The sequence below is a fragment of the Arthrobacter sp. FW306-2-2C-D06B genome (assembly GCF_021789175.1).
Lineage (GTDB): Bacteria > Actinomycetota > Actinomycetes > Actinomycetales > Micrococcaceae > Arthrobacter.
On the sequence record NZ_CP084560.1, the window covers coordinates 2,145,171 to 2,165,246 of the forward strand.

At 63.1% G+C, this 20,076-nt stretch carries 16 protein-coding genes; 9 read left to right on the forward strand and 7 right to left on the reverse strand.

Features of this window, described 5'->3' with window-relative positions:
• Window positions 1–27: 27 nt before the first annotated feature.
• The 5 genes from LFT47_RS09970 to LFT47_RS09990 all read right to left on the reverse strand — a co-directional run bounded on the left by LFT47_RS09970 (window position 28) and on the right by LFT47_RS09990 (window position 6,719).
• Window positions 28–1,137, reverse strand: coding sequence for a hypothetical protein (locus LFT47_RS09970; RefSeq protein WP_236817839.1), 1,110 nt, complete (start codon window positions 1,135–1,137; stop codon window positions 28–30).
• A gap of 86 nt (window positions 1,138–1,223) precedes the next feature.
• Window positions 1,224–2,837, reverse strand: a complete 1,614-nt coding sequence (locus LFT47_RS09975; protein ID WP_236817842.1) for a PucR family transcriptional regulator — start codon at window positions 2,835–2,837, stop codon at window positions 1,224–1,226.
• Window positions 2,838–3,305: 468 nt separating this feature from the next.
• Entirely contained in the window at window positions 3,306–5,048 is a 1,743-nt protein-coding gene (locus tag LFT47_RS09980; RefSeq protein ID WP_236817853.1) for an FAD-dependent oxidoreductase, read from the reverse strand.
• A gap of 164 nt (window positions 5,049–5,212) precedes the next feature.
• Window positions 5,213–5,785 carry an HdeD family acid-resistance protein gene (locus tag LFT47_RS09985; protein ID WP_236817855.1) on the reverse strand — a complete coding sequence of 191 codons (573 nt, stop codon included), beginning with the start codon at window positions 5,783–5,785 and terminating at the stop codon, window positions 5,213–5,215.
• Window positions 5,786–5,849: 64 nt separating this feature from the next.
• Window positions 5,850–6,719 (reverse strand): S1C family serine protease, encoded by an 870-nt coding sequence (locus LFT47_RS09990; protein ID WP_236817857.1) that lies wholly within the window; start codon window positions 6,717–6,719, stop codon window positions 5,850–5,852.
• Window positions 6,720–7,365: 646 nt separating this feature from the next.
• Here LFT47_RS09990 and dnaK point away from each other — a divergent pair.
• From dnaK to LFT47_RS10025, 7 genes are all read left to right on the forward strand, one after another.
• Window positions 7,366–9,255: a molecular chaperone DnaK gene (gene dnaK / locus LFT47_RS09995; RefSeq protein ID WP_236817859.1), complete on the forward strand. Its 1,890-nt coding sequence runs from the start codon at window positions 7,366–7,368 to the stop codon at window positions 9,253–9,255.
• Between the two features lie 8 nt (window positions 9,256–9,263).
• On the forward strand, window positions 9,264–9,806 hold the full coding sequence (locus LFT47_RS10000; RefSeq protein ID WP_236817861.1) for a nucleotide exchange factor GrpE: 543 nt from the start codon (window positions 9,264–9,266) through the stop codon (window positions 9,804–9,806).
• Complete coding sequence (locus LFT47_RS10005; RefSeq protein ID WP_236817868.1) at window positions 9,799–10,740, forward strand: DnaJ C-terminal domain-containing protein; 942 nt, start codon at window positions 9,799–9,801, stop codon at window positions 10,738–10,740. Before LFT47_RS10000 ends, LFT47_RS10005 begins: the two co-directional genes overlap by 8 nt.
• Entirely contained in the window at window positions 10,737–11,051 is a 315-nt protein-coding gene (locus LFT47_RS10010; protein WP_236817870.1) for a chaperone modulator CbpM, read from the forward strand. Before LFT47_RS10005 ends, LFT47_RS10010 begins: the two co-directional genes overlap by 4 nt.
• Complete coding sequence (clpB, locus tag LFT47_RS10015) at window positions 11,048–13,684, forward strand: ATP-dependent chaperone ClpB (RefSeq protein WP_236817872.1); 2,637 nt, start codon at window positions 11,048–11,050, stop codon at window positions 13,682–13,684. Before LFT47_RS10010 ends, clpB begins: the two co-directional genes overlap by 4 nt.
• Window positions 13,681–14,109, forward strand: a complete 429-nt coding sequence (gene trxA, locus LFT47_RS10020; protein WP_236817873.1) for a thioredoxin — start codon at window positions 13,681–13,683, stop codon at window positions 14,107–14,109. Before clpB ends, trxA begins: the two co-directional genes overlap by 4 nt.
• 279 nt (window positions 14,110–14,388) lie before the next feature.
• Window positions 14,389–15,003 (forward strand): carbonic anhydrase, encoded by a 615-nt coding sequence (locus LFT47_RS10025; RefSeq protein ID WP_236817875.1) that lies wholly within the window; start codon window positions 14,389–14,391, stop codon window positions 15,001–15,003.
• 156 nt (window positions 15,004–15,159) lie between these two features.
• On the opposite strand, the gene fliG is transcribed toward LFT47_RS10025, so the two are convergent.
• Together fliG and LFT47_RS10035 are read right to left on the reverse strand one after the other, a co-directional pair.
• The gene (fliG, locus tag LFT47_RS10030) at window positions 15,160–16,125 is read right to left on the reverse strand and encodes a flagellar motor switch protein FliG (RefSeq protein WP_236818505.1); all 966 of its coding nucleotides are present in this window, start codon (window positions 16,123–16,125) and stop codon (window positions 15,160–15,162) included.
• 747 nt (window positions 16,126–16,872) lie between these two features.
• Window positions 16,873–17,031 carry a hypothetical protein gene (locus tag LFT47_RS10035; RefSeq protein WP_236817877.1) on the reverse strand — a complete coding sequence of 53 codons (159 nt, stop codon included), beginning with the start codon at window positions 17,029–17,031 and terminating at the stop codon, window positions 16,873–16,875.
• Window positions 17,032–17,162: 131 nt separating this feature from the next.
• Here LFT47_RS10035 and LFT47_RS10040 point away from each other — a divergent pair, with 131 nt between their 5' ends.
• Complete coding sequence (locus LFT47_RS10040; protein WP_236817879.1) at window positions 17,163–18,221, forward strand: EAL domain-containing protein; 1,059 nt, start codon at window positions 17,163–17,165, stop codon at window positions 18,219–18,221.
• Between the two features lie 682 nt (window positions 18,222–18,903).
• The gene (locus tag LFT47_RS10045) at window positions 18,904–19,470 is read left to right on the forward strand and encodes a helix-turn-helix domain-containing protein (protein ID WP_236817881.1); all 567 of its coding nucleotides are present in this window, start codon (window positions 18,904–18,906) and stop codon (window positions 19,468–19,470) included.
• Window positions 19,471–20,076: the final 606 nt, after the last annotated feature.

A 20,076-nucleotide genomic window follows, 5' to 3' on the forward strand; every position in this document is an offset into this window, starting at 1 on the left:
GTGAGCCCGCCCAGCGGCGCATCCGGATTATTCGCCTGCATCCATCGACTGGCGACGATGACGTTCTCGTTGGCCGTAGGCCGCCCGAAGAATGTCGTCCTTTGACTCGAATCCCGAGCCTAACGCACCACCGATGAGCGCTGCCGATGTCGTCATCCAGGCGACGTCCACAAAATCCCAAACAGTCACGGGATGCTGCAGGGTCAGCGCCAATAGGCCTGCGTCGATGGTGAACGCCGCGGCCAGCAGCACGGCCACGAGTAGCAGGACGTAGCTCATCACGACGCCGATCATCAACGACCACACTGTAGAAGTGTTGTACAAGGAAGCCTTGTATCGTTCGAGGGGATCGTCGCGCCGGGGGCTTTCCCACAGATCGTGTTGGCTGATGATCCAGAACACCATCGAGCTGATCGAAAGGATCATCAACACCGTCAATCTCGGCGCCCCCAGGAGGTCTGCGAGTTGCCAGATTGTGTTCGTGACAAGCGCGAACGCGCCCGTGGCGATCGCGGCGGCCATTGCGCTTCTCAAGCCGAAGACCAGCCGCCAAGGACGGTTTGCCCGGAGCATGCCTGCCAGCAACCGTCCGCGGCCGAGGCGGGATGCTGAGACGTAGCGGAACCCAATCGACCCGCCGTCAAGAACAGCGGTCTCGATACGCCGCGATCGGTGCAGCGAGGGAGGACCGAATTCGCCGGCGTCATCCTCGGGATCGAAGTGGCGGTGCATCGCCCAGCCGAGGTCGGCGACTGCAGCGCGGACCCGGCGGTCGATGTTGACGGCGCCGAGCGCAGGCAAGGAAACCAGGGAGACCGGCTCCCCGAGCGCAACTTCCGCGACCACCGTCCGGTCCTCGAAACGGATCGGAAGATCGGTCAGGCAGACCATGACATCCCACGCGCGGCGGATCCGGTGCTTGGCCATGGAGTCCAGCATCGGCGTCAGTCCGTTGCCAGCGTTAAAATCCTGGTACTCGATCACCACGGACCAGTCGTGGCGCTCATCGGCAAGGTTGAGCAGCTGCCCCACGTCGCGGCCGTTGCGCTCGGCAAACTCGGCGGTGACTTCCGGTTCGGCGAGCACACCCAGCGTACGGGATCCGGTGCGGTTCACGTCGCCCGAACTTTCCGGCACGTCCGGCCTCCTATGCTTCAGTGTTTATGACCTGCGGGTCAACCGGCACTGTGCTGACTGCGGCGATTCGGTCGGTTGAGGGCTGGCTACGGGACGTGAAAAGGGGCGCCGTGCGGGTGAAGGCGCCATGCGCGCGTTGCGACGTGCAGGTTTAGTCGGGTTTCGGGATCGGCGAGGTTGAAGCCGGTGATCTGCCGGATGGACTTCAAGCGGTAACGCAGAGTGCTTCGATGGATGGTCAGGCTCTCGGCCGTACTGTCATAGTTGCCGCCGCGGTCCAGGTACTGGGCCAGGGTTTGCACGAGGTCAGACCCCCGGCTTTCGTCGGCGCGTTGAAGGGTTCCGAGCCACTCGTCGACATAGCCCGCCAGGTCCGGTTCGCCTCCAGCTGTGTCCAAGATGCGGTAGATCCCCAGTTGATCAAAGCGGGTGACACCGTAGTGATCGATTGAACCGGCCCGAATGTGCAGCGCGTGCAGGGCTTCCGAGAAGGAGCGCGGAATCTGGGCGACCTCCAGGCTTGGACCGCCGATGCCCACTGCCCCGGTGGCACTTCGTAGGGTCCTGGCGACAACGGAAAAGACCTCGGCGCCCAACGGATGTCCACGTACTACGGCAACGGCCATGTCCGCGCGCCGTGAAACGAGCGCGGATGAATGGAGTTCCAGCAACGTCCTGCGCAACGCAAGCACGAGAGTATCGTCGGTTCGCGGCGGCTGCCACTCCGCCACAATCACGTGCTGCGGACCACTGATGTCATATCCCAATGCCTCGGCACGAACGCCTGCGGCCGCGCTATCCATTCCGGACACGAGTTCGTCCACGAGGTCGCGCCCCAGCCTCAGTTCCAGCCGGGCCATGCTGCGGCGGTGCGACAACTCGACCTCCAAGAGCCGCGTCGCGTACTTCAAAGCGAAGAGGTTGCTGGCTGTGACCGGCCTGTCGGTTTCCAGCATGCAAATAGCCCCCAACACCTCGCCGTGCGACAGGGCAACGGCAACGAGCCTTCGCGGTTCGGGAACCGGTGAACCGGAGGCAAGCCAGAGCTGCGCAGTCCGCGACCTGGCCGCCGGACCAGGCCTGGGGTAGGGGCGTCTGGACCCGGTCCCAGCCGCCGCGCTAATGTGCCCGAACGCGTCCTCAATACAGATGGGCCGCCCCGTCAGTCGTGAAAGGACCTCCGCGAGGAGTCCCTCCCTGGAGTCACTGTCCCCAAGGTCGGGACTCGTGCCCTGGTCAAGGGCATCCCGGATCTTGGCGTTTTCTTCAAGCTCAAATACCGTCGCCGAGAGGGATAGGAGACGCTGGTTCATATCGTCACGGCGGGGCAGCTGGCCGAATGGGTCATTCCGGAATTCCCCGGGGGTTTCCCTGGCATGAGTCGTTCCGGCCGTCCCCGCAGCTGTCCGGAGCTGGATCAGTTGGGGGAAATCCGGAGGGTCGGCGGCGGACAGCACCAGACATCCGTTCAGATCGCCATCGTCGCCAACGGTGAACAACGCATATCGCCAGCCCGGCCTGGCGGACGGGAGGACGGAGTCCCTGCCCTTGAGGCACCGGACGTCCAGATCCTGAGGCAACGCCGCGCGTTCAGGGACGGGATCCAACCGGCCATTCACCGCGAGGTAGCGGTCCTCGACCTCGCAGAACGACATCTCCGACACCGTCCGCGCGGCCGTGTTGAGGATTTCCTCTGCCATACGTCGATCGAACATAATGATTCTCGTCTCTGTCCACCGCAACGGGGGTCTTACCGGAAATACGAGCCTGGCAGACCGCAGTCCGTTGCCCGCTGTGGTCGAGATCCGGCTTGAGCCGCTTGTCCCCATCACGGAGTCGAGAGTCGATCATTTTCGGGCCCGACGGTTTGCCGTCGTGAACCTTAACCCTCGGCGCAGGCCATCCGACGCCGTACTTGGCTGGGATACCCATGGTCGCCTCTTGCGGGCCCGGCACATTCTGCGGCCGATGCGGCTAGGCCGGGATCGGCGCTCCAATACCATCCAAGCTACGCCCGTATGTCGCCGTTGTTAAGCTCTTGCCATGCACCTTCGGATTGCCGTCAGTGACGGACGCTCAACGGCATTTCGGGAGGCACACGAGGCAGATAGCAGTAAAAGGAAGAACCTTTCTTGGCCTCCAGGAGGCCGGCTCGGTCCTGTTGGACTTCACTGTCCCTCATTCCAACGCGCACCGGACGGTCCATCCCGGAGGAGGCGCAGGTGCTCGTGGATCATTGCCACTGCTGTTGAGCCTTCACCGGCGGCAGCCGTTACGCGTTTCACCGAGCCATGCCGAACATCGCCGGCCGCGAACATCCCGGGGACGCTGGTTTCAAGCGGCATTCGTCTGCGGCCCAGATTGCTGAACTCAGGAGGAAAGTCCTCGAGATCAGCCCCGGTGAGGATATAGCCATCGTCATCCAGGGCGAGCTTGCCCTGCAGCCATTCTGTGTGTGGCTTGGCTCCAATGAAAATGAAGAGGTACCTGGACTCGAAGATGCGTTGTTCGCCCGTGGCTCCCAGATCGACGACTATCCGTTCAAGGGCGCCTGAACCGTCCACGCCCACGATGTTGGCCCGCAGCAGCACCTCTATGCCTTGGTGCTCCTGGATCCGTTCCGCGAGGTACCTGGACATGCCCGCCCGGAGGTCCGCCCCGCGCAGAACCAGCCGCACTGGTGCTCCCGTGCCAGCAAGGAAAAGAGCGGCCTGTCCCGCGGAGTTTCCACCGCCGACGACGGTCACCGGCTGAAATCCGCAGAGCCTGGCCTCATGGACAGTGGCGGCGTGGAAGACACTGATCCCCTCGAATTCCTCCAGCCCGGGGACCGGCAGCCGGCGGTAACGAACCCCGGTGGCGAGCAGCGCAGCCCGTGAGGAGGCAGGGCCGCTCTCGTTGAACTCGGCGCGGAACTCGCCGTCCCTGAACTCGATGGTGCTTGCCCGGCAGGCGACGTTGATCTGGACTCTGAACTTGCGGGCCTGAATGGCCGCTCTTTCAGTGAGTTCCCCGCCGGAGATCCCGGCGGGAAAGCCGAGAAAGTTCTCGATCCGCGGAGACGTGCCGGCCTGCCCCCCTATCGCGAAGCCTTCCTTAAGGAGGACCGACAACCCGTCGGACGCTGCGTAGACGGCGGCCGCCAGGCCAGCCGGCCCGGCCCCGATCACCATGAGATCGTAGGAGGCCGAGTGCTCTTTCGCCACCCGTAGGCCCATGGCAACGGCCAGAACTCCGTTTGAAGGGTTTCTGAGGACCCGCGAGGCGCTAAGTACCACTGCCGGCAGGTCGTTCGCGAGGATCCCGGCCCGGTCCAGGATGGCCTGCGTCTGCTCGTCATTTTCCAGATCGACCAGCCGGTGGGGCAGGCGGTTGGCGGCCGCAAATTCCAGGAGGCGAATCGTGTCACGGCTGAAGCGGGATCCAACGATGCGAATGCCCGCGCCCGAGCTGATCATCAGGATCCGGCGCTGAAGATAAGCCCGCAGGATGGTCTCGCCCACCGCGGCGTGCGTCAGGACCACGCGGCGTAGATCGTCCCCGCTGATCTGGAGCACTTCCCCTGCCTCGGCGGATACCGTGCTGGTAAAGGCCGGTTGCCCTTCGACCAGGCCCAATTCCCCGAGGAACCGCCCCGGACCGTGAATTTCGAGGATCCGCGTGCCGGGGCCCGGATCAGCAGGCTGTTTGCTCCCGGCGACATGCGGCCCCTCCAGGACCAGTACCGTGCCCTGGAGGATGACGAAGAAGTCGGTGTCGAAGTCTCCCTCCTGAATGAGGACTTCTCCGGCCGACGTAGCCCGGCTGGTGCCGGCACGGCCCAACAATTCGATCTGGGCTTGGCCGAGCGTGGGATAGGCGCCGGAGACGTCCGGCGTCTCGATCATCCTCGAGCCCTCGACAGGTTCCATCAGCTGGTTGCGCCGCCGGTACCTTAGACGAATGCCTCATGGAGATAGCACCAGCGCCAGTCTTCGCCTGAAATCATGTTGGCTCCTATGTCAATCCGGTCACGGGGCCGGCATCGGCGCGACAGCCGGCGTAAGCGTTGTGTTCCGCACTGGTTGGCAGGCTATTAGCCCATCGAGAGGCGGGTAAAAGGGCTTTTTCCCAGCCTGCGCAGTGCAGCTCCGGATGCGATGAGAAGTATTCCGACGAGAACTGCGAAGGACGAGAGCAGCCCCAGGAGACTGAGTATGCCTGGGCCCGGAAGAACGACCAGGAAGAGCCCGAAGACAGTGGTGACGATACCTGTGATGAGCCAGAGCCACCATGACCCGACAGTCTTTTTGACTTCAAAGGCCAGCGCCATCTGGGAGACACCGAGAATGAGCGCCCACAGGCCGATGACGAGCGCCAGTGAAAGGGCGGTGATGCCCGGCCAGACGAACGCGACGAGACCCGCGAGCACGGAGATGATGCCGCCCAATAGTTGCGAGACGGACCGGCGCCGCTTGCGCGTGACGTAGTGCGCGATGTTGGTGACGCCGTCAAAGACGGCGTAGACACCGAAGAGGATCACCATTGCGAGTACGGAAACACCGGGCCAGACGACAACCAAAATGCCGAATAGAACGGCCGCAATGCCCCGGATAATCAACGCAGTTCCTGATCCCTTAAACAATTGTTGTGCCAGTGGGTCAGTCATGGCCACACCTCGTTTCTGGAAACGGTTCATCGTAATCTTTACTGGTCAGGCCCCAGGATCAGGTCTATTCCTTTGCAGTGCTCCCCAAGGTGACTTTCACTGACTTTGTGTCTTGCCCGCGCTGAAGCCCGACGTCGGACTGCTGGCCCGGCTCTTTCTTGCGGACAGCGGCAAGAAGGTCGGTCACACTGGCGATCTTCTGTCCGTCGAACTGGGTGATGATGTCCCCTGGCTGCAATCCCGCTTTGGCTGCCGGTCCGCCCTGGGCAACTTCGATGACCAGCGCGCCCGACATTGTAGGCAGGCCAAAGCGATTTGCGAGCTCAGGAGAGATGTCGGTCGGGACGATTCCAAGGACCGGGTGTGTGGCCACTCCGCTCTTCAGTATCTGGTCCGCCACGTCGCTCACCGTGGTTGCGGGGGTCACGAACCCGATCGACACGGCACCCGAACTGGGCGGCAGATACGCTTCGGAGAGTCCAATGATCTCCGAACTGCTATTGACCACGGCGCCACCGGAGTTGCCCGGGGAGATGGGCGCGTCTGTCTGGATAAGGTCGATAAGCCCCTGCGGCGATTCCCCGGACGGTGGCATATTACGGTGAAGTGCGGAAACAATGCCCGCCGTGACGGTCTGCTCGAGTCCGAGCGGACTGCCAATCACAACCGCCAGCTGCCCGACTTCGAGAAGCGCCGTCGAGAATTTGGCGGCAGGCAGGTTGCCCCTGTCAGCCTTCACCACTGCCACATCGGTTGGGTCGTCGACACCCAGCACGGTGGCCGACGCCTGGGATCCGTCCGCGAAGTGGATCCGGACGCTCTTCAACGGCTTCTTTTGTGGGTCCTCCACCACGTGGGCGTCCGTGACGATGGTGCCGTCGCTGCGGTAGACCACCCCGCTGCCGATGCCGCTTGACGTCTCGATCGTGACCACGGAGGGCTCGACTTCCCTGACTATTCCAGGAACGGCTGAAAGGTCTCCTGTGGAACTCGAACCTCCCGCGCTTGCGGATTGTGATGCCGGCGCCGGAGGCGACCCTGTACACGCCGACCCGAATATGAGTAGCCCCGCGCCGAGAACGGCGGTCCACCTGCCCCTGCATCCTAGCGACAGGAGTGAGGCTGTCCCCTCGGCGGCCGCTGGTCTGCTCTTACTCATGGGATTCCCACTGCCTTCCCTGGCTTTCTAGGAAACAGGTGACAGGTTGAGTCTCCTCCGCTGCCCTCTCGTCCGCATTGCCCCGGGACGCCTAAAAACGGTCCGCATATGAATCCCCCAGGTCAACCAGCGGCCGCGGACGTAGGCGCGAGACGTGCGCGGCAACGCGCAGGCTGAGTCGGATCCCGAGGTAGCGCGGATGCGGCTGTGGATCCTAGCCCTGATAGGTCAATTCCCTGGAGCATATTTGGACCCTGGAGGGTCATGCCGTCGTTCCTGCCTAAGGGGCAGACTCAACCGTATAAGGCCCCATGACAAAGCCCGTTGAGCTTCATGGCCCAACAGGGCGTGAGTCATGCGGTGCAATCTCGGGCGGACGCCGCCACCGGACCGGTCGCGCCCTCTAAGACCGGAGTGAGTCATGGCCAAAGCAGTAGGAATCGATCTCGGAACAACCAACTCGGTGATCGCCGTCTGGGAAGGCGGGGAGGCCCGGGTCATAGCCAATGCGGAAGGTGCCCGGACCACTCCGTCAGTTGTGGCGTACACCGACACCGGGGAGCGGCTTGTGGGGCAACTGGCCCGCAGGCAGGCGATTCTCAACCCCAAGGGAACCATCACGTCGGCCAAGCGGTTTATCGGCCGACACTATGACGAGATCACGGATGAGGCCAAGGCCGTGAGCTTCGACGTCGTAGCGGACGACAACGGGGTGGCGCGTTTCCAGGTTCAGGGCAAGAAAGTCGCACCCGAAGAGGTGAGCGCGCTCGTTCTCCGCAAGCTAGTGGACGACGCCGCGAAGCAGCTGGGCGAAAAGGTGACGGAGGCCGTCATCACGGTTCCCGCGTACTTCAACGACGCACAGCGCACCGCGACCAAGGACGCGGGCAGAATTGCGGGGCTCGAGGTCCTGCGCATCATCAACGAACCTACTGCAGCGGCCCTGGCCTACGGCATCGACAAACGTCAGCATGAGACGGTTTTGGTCTTCGACCTTGGCGGCGGAACCTTTGACGTGAGCCTGCTGGACGTGGGGGACGGCGTTGTGGAGGTCCGCTCCACGGCCGGTGACACGCACCTCGGCGGAGACGATTTTGACCGCCGCCTTGTGGACTACTTGGCCGAGGACTTCCAGAAGGAGGTGGGCATCGACCTCCGGTCCGACGCCCAGGCGCTGCAACGCCTGTTTGAGGCGGCCGAGAAAGCGAAGGTCGAACTGAGTTCTGTGACCCAGACCCAGGTCAACCTTCCCTTCATCACTGCCGACGCCACGGGGCCCAAGCATCTGACGGCCACTGTTCGGCGCTCCGTTTTTGAAGACATCACCCATGACCTGGTAGAGCGCACCATGGATCCGGTCAAGCAGGCGATGGCGGACGCCAAGGTTACCGCCGACGACATCGATGAAGTGATTTTGGTTGGCGGCTCCACTCGCATTCCCGCAGTACAGAACGTCGTCCGGCGCCTGACCGGCGGCAAAGATCCCAACATGAGCGTCAATCCAGACGAAGTCGTGGCTATCGGTGCGGCCATCCAGGCCGGCGTGCTTAAAGGAGAGGTCTCGGACGTCCTGCTACTAGACGTTGTGCCGCTTTCCCTCGGTGTCGAGACCCGCGGCGGCGTGATGACCAAAATCATCGAGCGCAACACGACCATCCCCGCAAGGCGCAGCGAAGTGTTCTCCACCGCTGACGATAACCAGCCCGCCGTGGACGTGGTGGTCTTGCAGGGGGAGCGGGAACTGGCGGCGGATAACCGGGTGCTGGGCCGGTTCCAGCTGACCGATATCCGGCAGGCGCCTCGCGGGGAACCGCAGATCGAGGTCACGTTCGACGTGGACGCCAACGGCATTCTGAACGTCACCGCCCGCGACAAGGACACGGGCAAGGAACAAGGCATCACCATCAGCGAAGGCTCCAACCTCGACGCCAAGGAAGTCGAGCGCATGATTGCCGAGGCGGAGTCTCACCGAAGCGAGGACCTGCAGAACCGGGAGCGGATCGACACCCTCAACGAACTCGACGCGGTGGCCTATCGCGTTGAGCGGGCCGTCAATGAGCTTGGTGGCGCAGCCCCGGTGCATGACAAAGCCCGGGCGGAACTGCTGATCGGCCAGGCACGGGACGCCGTCAGCAGCCAGGCGGACGTTGGCACCGCGAGGGAACTGATTTCCGAGCTTCAGCAGATGCAGTCGGCGCTAAGTGCCTCCGCAGCCACTGCAGGGGCGGGCCAGGGGTCCGGAGCTCAGCCCGGTGCGTCCAACGATGCAGATGACGCTGACATTGTCGATGCAGAATTCGATCGTGGCTAGGAACGGCCATGAGCGACCAGGCAGGGCGGGCCGGCCGGGCCAATCCGGAAAATGACGAGGCACGGGCCGCCGCACCTGATGAAAGGGAAACCGAACCGGCTTCACAGGCGGACGCGCTGGCCAAAATGGAGGATCTGTGGCGCCGTGCGCTGGCTGACGCAGATAATGTTCGGAAGCGCGCCGCCCGGGACGGCGCACAGCTAAGGGCACAGGAGCGCGCAGCGGTCTCGTTGGCGTGGCTGCCCGTCTTGGACAATCTGGAATTGGCCCTAGCCCACGCCCCGTCTGCCGGGGACCCGCTCGTCGAAGGCATAGCCGCTATCCGTTCCCAAGCTATCGATACCCTGGCCCGCCTGGGCTACCCGCGGATCGACGTCGAGAATGTCCCCTTCGACCCGCGGATTCACGAGGTGGTCAGTGTGTCGGAAACGGACGAGGCGGCCCCCGGGACTGTGCTGACCGTGCTGCGCCCGGGCTACGGCGGCACGGACACCATCCTCAGGCCAGCCGCCGTCGTTGTGAGCCGGGCGGTGAACGCTGACCGTGGCTAGGGACCCATATTCCGTTCTCGGCGTCTCCCGGACGGCGGACGCCGACCAGATCCAGCGCGCCTACCGCAAGCTGGCGCGAAAATATCATCCGGACGTCAATCGCGATCCGGACGCCGCCGACCGGTTCAAGGAAATCGGCGAGGCCTACAGCACCCTTTCGGATGCCGAAACGAAGGCCCGCTATGACCGATTCGGCGCCGATTACCGGCAGTACGCCGGCAGCGGAGCCGGTCCGGCTGGAGGAACTCCGCGATGGGGGTCCGGCGGCCCTCGACCAAGTCCGCCGTCGGGACGAGGCGGGTACGGCAACGTTGACCTCAATATGGGCGGCGACCTCGATTGGGAGGATCTGCTCGGTGGCTGGCTCCGTCAGCAGGGGGCAGGCCCGGCGCAGGGATCGGACCACGAGGCCGAGCTTAGGCTGACCCTCGAAGAAGCGATCCGCGGCGGACGGCGCACGGTCCGCCTGGCCCAGCCGGGTGGCGAAACCCGGAACTATGACGTCGACGTACCCGCCGGTGTGGTGGAAGGCCAGCGCATCCGCCTCGCGGGGGAGGGCGCCGGGGGCCGCGACGGCGGCCCGCCCGGGGATTTGTTCCTGACCGTACGCATCCAGCCGGACACCAGATACCGCCTCAAGGGCCGGGACATCCATTTCGACCTTCCGGTCACGCCGTCGGAAGCCGCTCTCGGGGCCAAGATCAAGGTCAACGCGCCTGCGGGACCGGTCACCATCACCGTTCCCGCAGGGTCTTCCAGCGGGCGCAGACTTCGGCTTCGCGGCCAGGGCGTGCCCGATCCGAAGGGCCACCCCGGGAATCTCTACGCGGAGATCCGCGTCATGGTGCCCGCGCGACTGAGCAGTGAGGTGCGCAAGCTATACGAGCAGCTTGCCGCCGTGTCCGACTTTCACCCTCGGGAGGGAATTCTATGAGCCGAGAATATCCGCTCGCCTATCCGTGGCGCCTGAATCTCGAGGCAGTGGCACGCAGCAGCGGCGTCCACCCCGACGTCGTCATGCGGTTCGTAGATCTGGACCTGATTCGGCCGCTGGGTGATGCGCCGGGCGGACCCTGGTTCAGCCCGAAGGCCCCGGAACTCATAGCGCGTGTCATGAGACTCCATTCGGAGCTGTCGCTGAACTACGCGGCAATCCCGCTGGTACTCGATCTGTTGATGCGGGTTGACTCGCTTGAACGACGTTTGGTTGAAATCACGCAGGTCGAAGGGACTGCTTCACGATGAACATGGAGAGTTTGACGCAAAAATCGCAGGAGGCCTTGGCAGAGGCTCAACGGATAGCCGAACGCAATGGGCACACTGAGACCGATGGCGAACACCTGCTTCTGGCCCTGCTGGAGCAGGAAAATGGCCTTGTCCCGCGCCTGCTCACGGGCATGCAGGTGGATGTGGATGAGCTGAGGGCTGCCGTCGAAGCCGAGCTGAGGCGCAAGCCGAAGGTCACTGGCCCGGGGGCGGCCCCTGGCCAGGTGTATGTGAGCCGCAGGCTGGGCGCACTCTTGGACGCCGCCGAACGTGAGGCCAAGCGACTCAAAGACGAGTATGTCTCGGTGGAGCACCTGTTCGTGGCCTTGGCGGAGGAGGGACGGTCGACTGCGGCCGGGAGGGTGCTGGCTGAACACCGGATCACCCGTGAGGCATTCCTGTCCGTCCTGACCCAGGTACGGGGAAATCAGCGCGTCACTTCGGCAACACCGGAGCAGACTTACGAGGCGCTGGAGAAGTACGGCCGCGATCTGGTGGCGGACGCCCGCACCGGAAAGCTGGATCCGGTCATCGGCCGCGACGCGGAAATCCGGCGGGTCGTCCAGATACTTTCACGCAAGACTAAAAACAATCCGGTGCTCATCGGCGAGCCTGGAGTCGGCAAGACCGCCATTGTGGAGGGACTGGCCCAGCGGATCGTCCGGCAGGATGTGCCGGAAGGGCTGAAGAACAAGACCATCTTCTCGCTCGACATGAGCGCGCTCGTGGCCGGTGCCAAGTACCGCGGCGAGTTCGAGGAGCGGCTGAAGGCGGTGCTGGCCGAGGTGCTGGCGGCAGAAGGCAGGATCCTGCTCTTCGTCGACGAGCTGCACACCGTTGTCGGAGCTGGCGCGTCCGAGGGGTCGATGGACGCCGGGAACATGCTGAAGCCAATGCTTGCTCGCGGGGAACTGCACATGATCGGCGCCACCACCCTCGACGAATACCGCAAACACATTGAGTCGGATGCGGCTTTGGAACGCCGCTTCCAGCCAGTCACGGTTGACGAGCCCGACGTCGAGGATGCCATTTCGATTCTTCGCGGGCTGCGGGAGCGGCTTGAGGTCTTCCACGGCGTACGGATCCAGGACAGCGCCCTGGTGGCTGCGGCCACTCTTTCCCACCGGTACATCACTGATCGGTTCCTTCCGGACAAGGCCATTGACCTCGTGGATGAGGCGTGCGCCAGGCTGCGGACGGAAATTGATTCGATGCCGGCGGAACTCGATGAACTCACCCGGAAGGTCACGCGGCTCGAAATCGAGGAGGCGGCACTCTCCAAGGAGACCGATCCGGCCAGCAAGACCCGGCTCGAGGAGTTGCGGCGCGAATTGGCGGACCTGCGGGCCGATGCTGATGCGAAAAGGGCCCAATGGGAAGCCGAGCGCCAAGCGATTCACAAACTGCAGGAAATCCGCAGCGAACTGGAGCGGGTGCGGCAGGACGCGGAGGAAGCCGAGCGGAACTATGACCTCAACCGGGCCGCGGAGCTCCGATACGGCAGGCTTGCCGACCTCGAACGGCGGCTGGCCGCCGAGGAGGAACGGCTGACCGCGAAACAAGGTGAAAAACGCCTGCTCCGCGAGGTGGTGACGGAGGACGAGATCGCCGACATCGTCGCGGCCTGGACAGGTATACCGGTCGCACGGCTGAAGGAGGGCGAACGTGAAAAAGTCCTGCACATGGATGAAATCCTGCGCGCCCGCGTCGTGGGGCAAGAAGAAGCGATTAGCGCGGTGTCGGACGCCATCATCCGCGCCCGTTCCGGTATCCGCGATCCCCGCCGGCCCATCGGCTCCTTCATCTTTCTCGGCCCGACGGGCGTCGGGAAGACCGAGCTTGCAAAGGCTCTGGCTGCGGCGCTCTTCGACAGTGAGAACGCAATGATCCGGCTGGATATGAGTGAGTACCAGGAGCGCCACACCGTGAGCCGACTGCTGGGGGCGCCTCCTGGTTACATCGGTTATGACGAAGGAGGACAGCTCACGGAAGCGGTACGCCGGAAGCCGTACTCGGTGGTGCTGTTCGATGAGGTGGAAAAGGCCCATCCGGACATTTTCAACACGTTGCTGCAGGTGCTCGACGATGGAAGGATTACGGACTCGCAGGGCCGCACCGTCGATTTCCGCAACACCGTCATCATTATGACCTCCAATATCGGCTCCCAGTATCTTCTGGAGGGTTCGGCCGAAGGCGGGGCGATCACCGAGGAGGCGCGCGGCAGGGTGATGAGTGAGCTCCGGGCGTACTTCCGTCCCGAGTTCCTCAACCGGGTGGACGATACGGTCCTGTTCGCGCCCTTGGGGCTGCCGCAAATCGAACGCATCGTTGATCTGCAGTTCCAGCAGCTGCGGCAGCGGCTGTCCGAGCAGCAAATAGAGCTGCACCTCAGCGAGGAGGCGCGCCTTCTGATAGCCGAACGCGGCTTTGATCCGGTCTACGGAGCTAGGCCTTTGCGCCGCTATATTTCCCATGTGGTGGAAACGCAGGTAGGCCGGGCCCTGCTGCGTGGCAGCATCGCGGAGGGAGGGGTGGTCACGGTGACTGCATCCGGAGGGGAATTAGTGGTTGACTACAGCACGATGGAGCTGGAAGGGGCCGGAGCCGCATGAACCAGGCCATCATCCAATGTCCGCATTGCGGCAAATCCAACCGCGTGCCGGCCGTCGCCGACGGCCGGCCACGCTGCGGGAGTTGCCATCGGGAGTTGCCTTGGGTTGTTGTGGCGGGCGACGACGACTTCGGCGAGATCGCGGAACGGTCCGGCGTTCCGGTATTGGTGGACTTTTGGGCGGTGTGGTGCGGACCCTGCCGAATGGTGAGCCCCGTGCTGGACCAGTTGGCACACGAGCGCGCGGGGCAGATCAAACTTGTAAAGGTCGATGTGGACCACTCACCGCAACTCTCCGCCAGATTTGCCATTCAGGCAGTGCCAACGTTAATGATCATCGTGGACGGCAAGATCGTCGCGAGGCAGGCCGGCGCAGCTCCCGCCCCTGTGCTGAGGTCCTGGCTGGAGGGGGCACTCACGACGTGATAAAAACAGCAGGCGGCGGTTTCCCGCCACCGTCCACACAGGCCCTGGGATCCCGGTCGCGTGCTCGCCGTGATTGGCAATGCGTGGGCATTATCGGGTGAGCAGGGCTCCGGGCTCGCTAATGGGACCGGCGCGAAGAGGAAAGCGAGGCAGGCCGACGGGAGTCGACGAGGTTCGGGACGCCTCCGAAGGAGGCCAGAGTCCGGGAGGTCTCGACGAACTCGCGTGCCAGCTTGTCGTTGACGTCAGTGCGCCAGGCGGCGTCGTATAGTAAGTAGGGTGACTAATACGATCAGCCCGTCCGAAGCATGGCATCGCCTACGTGAAGGCAACGCGCGTTTCGTCTCCGGAGGCGCGCTTCACCCGAACCAGGGCGCGTCGCGGCGCAGCGAACTGGTGAACACCCAAAACCCCTTCGCGGTGATCTTCGGCTGCTCGGACTCCCGTCTCGCCGCGGAGATCATCTTCGACCTCGGCCTAGGTGACGCATTCGTGGTCCGCACGGCCGGCCATGTCCTCGACGATGCGGTCCTGGGCTCCCTCGAGTACAGCGTTTCCATGCTCAATGTCCCGCTGATCGTTGTCCTGGGACACGACAGCTGCGGCGCCGTGACGGCCACCAAGGACGCAGTGGAGACCGGACAGATGCCTCCGCGCTTTATCCGGGATCTCGTCGAACGCATTACCCCCTCGGTGCTGACGTCGCTGCGGGAGGGTAAAGCGGAGGTCAACGACATGGTCGTCGAGCACGCCAAGCAGACCGTGGACCGGTTGCTGGAAAGCTCCCAGGTGATTGCCTCCGCTGTGAACGATTCCTCCACCGCCGTGATCGCCGTTGCGTACCAACTCGAAGAAGGCCGCGCCCAGCTCATCTCGGAATCCAGCCTGGTCTAGAATCCAGCCTGGTCTAAAGGGAGGGGCACCAGGCTGGCATCACTGCCCTCAACGACTACGCTGGCCGGGGCGCGTAGCTCAGTTGGCAACCGTCCTGGTGCCTTTGCCAACTCCGGTGAGTCATTAGGGCGGAGCGTAGGAATATTCCGGGTGGAGTTAGTCGATGTAGTCCTCCTCGTCCGCGCGTCGTATAACCATGGTTCCGTTGGAGGTTTCCTCGCGGATGGAGCGCACGATCTGTGCCCGTGCCTCTTCGACTTGCGAGGCCCGCACGGGCCCCGAATTGGCCATTTCGAATTCCAGGATTTCTCTGTTCCGATCGGAGATATTGTTTCGGACGGCTTCAAGGACTACGGCCGCGGCGCCCTTGAGGGCGGTCGCCAGCAATTCCGGGCTGACGCCACGCAGGATCTGCTGGAGATCGCGCCGTTCGAGCCTGACGATGTCCTTGAACGTCAGCATTTGGGCGCGGACCTCGCCGGCGAGTTCGGAATCAAGGTTATCCAGCCCGTCCAGGACCGTACGCTCAGTCCGGGTATCAGAGCGGGTGAGGATGTCCACAAGTGGTTGGATGCCGCCGACGTTTTCGGTGGACTTTCCTGGCGATACCACCGAACCGGCGCGCTGTTTCAGGACTTCGGCCACGATGGACACGACTTCGGGTGCTACCGGCCCCATCGTGGCGATGCAGCGCGCCACTTCGCTGGCTTGCCCGTCGTCTAGGCCGGCCAGAACGGCTGAGGCCTTGCTGGGCCGCAGGTGCGCGAGGATCAGGGCCATGGTTTGTGAAAGCTCCCCGTCAACCAACGCCAATATTTGTTCGGGGGACATGGGTTCGAGGAAGTCGAACGACTTTCCCGCCATGGTCGATGCAAGCCGGTCCAATAGGCCTGCGGCCTTGTCGGCGCCGAAGGATGCTTCCAGAAGCCCGGCAGCGAAGTCGCGTCCACCACGTGCCGTCCTTCGGCCGCTGGCGACATATTCATGGAACTCGTTGACCGCTGTGCTCGCCACGGAGGAAGAAACTCGGCGGAGCCGCACGATTTCTGCGGCGATTTCCTCGGCCTCGGACTCAGAAAACTGTGCAAACAGGGAAGCGGCGCTGGTAGGACTCAGCTGCATGAGAACCACGGCAACTTTTTGCGCACCGCTCAAAGCCGGGACTGCTGGGGAGAGGCCAGTATTCACCTGAGCCACCCGCTCCGCAGAGGGGCGCGGTCTGGCGTGCAATCCCCGGAGGACCCCATCGCAACGAATTCCACTTCAGTTTTCCAATCCACATTGCGCCCTGGATCGGGAGGGCGCCGTTGAGCGAGGGCCGAAGAGCCGGTCGGGGTAGGGCTGGCGTTCATTTCACTATTCAAACTCAGGGTTCTGTTTTGGGCGATCAGTCCTGCCCAATTCGCTCCTTTGTGCACGCATTGGTCGAGTTATCGCCTAAGTCTGCACGGAATGGACCTCCTGGCCAGGTTCACCGAACGTAGCCGGCCGTAGGATTTGCTACGAAGCTGATCTTCAGAGCCCCCAAAACGGATGGAAACGGGAATCGTTGCACTTCCTCGGGTTCACGTGGAATCCGATCTATGAGTGTTCTGAATACAGGCTCGACCGATAACAGTTTTTAGGTGTCATCGGCCCCTTCCGGGCAGCACTGCCCCGGATACGGAGAGCCCTCGAAACCACGCAAATTTGTTGAAGCCCAACTTGGGTGCCGGAATCCAGTCGAGAGAGCGGTACGACGGGCGGATCCCAAGAACCAGAGAAAGCAGGAACGGCAGAGTGATCACGACGACCGAGACCGGGCGTATTTATCGCGTCACGGGAGACAAGGTTCGTATCGTAAACGCGGACCTGAACGCTGCCGTCGAGTTAACCCAACAACGCGCCATAGGGGAGGGCAAGCATGGTGTCCTCGTGGAGCACGATAGTGACGCCGTGCAGGAGGGATGCGGCACCGGAGGCAGGCAGCGCCTCGGTACGACAAATTTTGGTCGAATCAGGAATCAACTCCGGAAGGAGCGCTGACATGCCGTCATCAGTCGGCCACGGAGCCGCCCGGACGGTGCGTTGATGCGGAAGACGGTGCGTTGATGCGGAAGTTAAACGGCGCAGGGGAAGAATTTACCCGCCGGTATCCGAAGGGGGTACGCCGGGCTTCAATGGATCACGTCAATCGCTGTCCGTTGTCTCCGGCCGGTTTGTGGCTGCTCGTTGTCGTGTACGTCGACGCTGCGTTCGCTCTGTCCATTTGGCTGCTGCCGATGGTGTTCGGCCAAGAACCCTGGGAGGGTGTCGACGGACCGGCCCTTGTCCCCGCTCTTGGGACCGTACTGCTGGTTCCGGTGGTCTTGCATGCTGTTTGGCGTCTTCTGCGGAAACAACATGATGAACGGGCGCAGGCTGGAATAGGTCGCCCAGGGGACTGCCGTGCAGCAGGCAGCCTTGCGGCTGATGAAGTCAGGGAGCGCGTCGAAGGCGTACTGACCGAGCGGACCTTGATGACGGCGTTCCAGCCGATCCGTTGCCTTGGCACGGGCGCCGTTATCGGGGCCGAAGCCCTCACGCGTTTTGTCACTTCACCGGTGAGATCGGCGGAGACATGGTTCGCCGACGCGGCCTCCATCGGGCGTGGTCCGGATCTCGAATTCCTGGCGATGGAAACTGCGCTCGTGGCCGCGGCCAAGCTCCCGCCCCACCTTTACATCGCCATCAACCTTTCACCCGCTGCGTGCCTCGACTCCCGGTTAAGCGAGATCCTGCAACGCTCCGGCGTGCCCGCGGGACGCATTGTGGTGGAGGTGACCGAACGCTCCGCTGTTGACGACTACGAGCCCCTCGCCGCAGCGCTGGCGCGCCTTCGACGCTCCGGGCTGCGCGTCGCCGTCGACGATGCGGGCGCTGGCTTCGCCTCCATGCGCCACATCCTTCAACTCCGGCCCGAGGTGATCAAACTGGACCGGACCATCATCGCCGGTATCGACGCCGACCCCGGCCAGAGAGCCCTTGGCATGGCCATGGTCAGCTTCGCAACAGGAATCGGCGCCGCACTGATCGCCGAAGGAATCGAGACAGACACAGAACTCACCACAGTCACTGAGCTCGGTATGAACGTTGGCCAAGGCTATCTCCTCGGCAGGCCCGCCGTCCGTCCCGAAGACTGGGCCCACTGGCATAACTCGTCGCGGCGGGATGTCCGGGCCAACGTCCAAGACACCTAGATCCTGGAATTCGGTGGGGCGAAGTACCTTCCGGCTGCACTTGCGCAGTTTCCGCTATGGTCCGCCCTCCAAGCTGCAAGGCTGCAAGAAGCAAGGACGCTCTCTGTCGAGCACTTGAACTCTCTTCCGTATAACGTAGATGAGTCTTTATGTCGCATATATGCGACGCATTAATCGCTTTTCATCCGGCCGAAGGGTCCCAGATCCCATGGAATTCACGCCTCCCGCCAGCACCGACGCACCGGATGCAGTACCGCATGATCGGACAACACGCTACAGCGTTCCTCCCGGACTGAGCCCCGAGGAAAAATTCGAACATTGGCGTACTTGGTACGGCAGCGCCATCGACACTCCCGTACGGTTGGAAAAAATCGAGAAACCAGTGCGTCCGAGTTTCAATCCAACTGCTTTAAGCCTGGACGGTCCTGGATTCAGCCTTGTTGACGTCACGAATGAGCCCGCTACTTGCTACTGGAACGGCGATACGTCTGCCGGGGACTGGCTGGTACATTTCCGAAGTCCATGTCCCGAGTTCAGTTTCTCGAGATGTTCCGAAGAAATTTCTGCTGGCACCGTCAGGTTTCTTGACCTTTCTTCCCCCGGTAGCTTCCATGCTCCGGCCGGGTTAAGCGCGGTGCGGCTCCAACTGGATCGGTGCCTGCTGGGTCTGGACGATAGGACAGTGAAACAGTTGCAGGGACTGGCCGACATCAGGGAAAACCCTCTGGTGCGAGGGTTGATCCTTCCGGCGCTGTCCGGCTGGCAGCGGACGGGAATTGGCCGGGAGGCGCCGCGTCTCCAGCCGATCTTCCGGTCCATGATGACCGCCCTGGTCAGCTCGCTGCTCGAAGCCCCCGCCGAACCCGGTGACCTGAAACTGGCCCGCGTCATGGAGATCAAGAGGTTCATACGCAGGAACTACCGGAACCGGGCCCTTGATGTGGACGAGGTTGTGGCCTACTCGTTTCTTTCACGCCGTGCCCTTTACTACCTCTTCGAGGAAGAAGAGTTCCAAGTCAGCGGATACATTCGCGCGCTGAGGACCCTGGAGGCCCTTGAGCTCCTCAGCAACGCAAACCCGTGGAAACGCTCCCTGACGGACATAGCGAACGCCAGCGGATTCACAAGCCTGCCAGCGATGCGGCGCGCTGTCAGAGAGTCAACCGGTATCTCTCTTAGAGATGTGCAGGAGAACCCGGAAGTACTTCGAATTCGAGCAGCCGAACTCAGAAAGCTGATCGGGCTGTAAATACGCGGGGTCGGATCTGGCCTAGCCAAGCCGAAGGGGAGATCGCCAGGCGATGCCGTGCCTTGCCGGTAGGCCGCTGGGGTGAATTCCTCCACGTTTGGCCGGTCTCGCCTCTTTCGTTTACCTGTCCAGTGGCGAGGAGAATGTTTGAGCTTATGGGCCGACGGGCAGGCAGGCCGGACCGATTCACACTTTTCCCGTCGGACTGGGCCCACCTCGGGCACAGCGTTTCCACTGGTCAGGGGGTCTGGCCCTCTGACTGTTGACGGAGCTCGGCCGGGCATGAGGGTTGGATGGCAAGCTGCGTAAAGCGGCCTGGTCGCGCGGAGAACCCGCCCAGCGACCATGGAGCGTCGGAACGACAAACAATGAAGGTCCTCCGTGACGCCCATGAATGGCCGGGCTCCGGGCTACCGCCTCCCGAACACAACCTGGAGGCGGTAGGCCTCGCCTAACAGTTGGAAACGTTGCACGGAATACCGCCTAGCCGGCTTGATTCTCGTGACCCTCTGCGCGGCGCAGGACGGCTCGTGCTTCCCAGAGTGCGGCGTGCCGTGGTCCGCCAGGCCACATACCGGCTAGCTGTTCGGCCTGGGCGAGACGGCG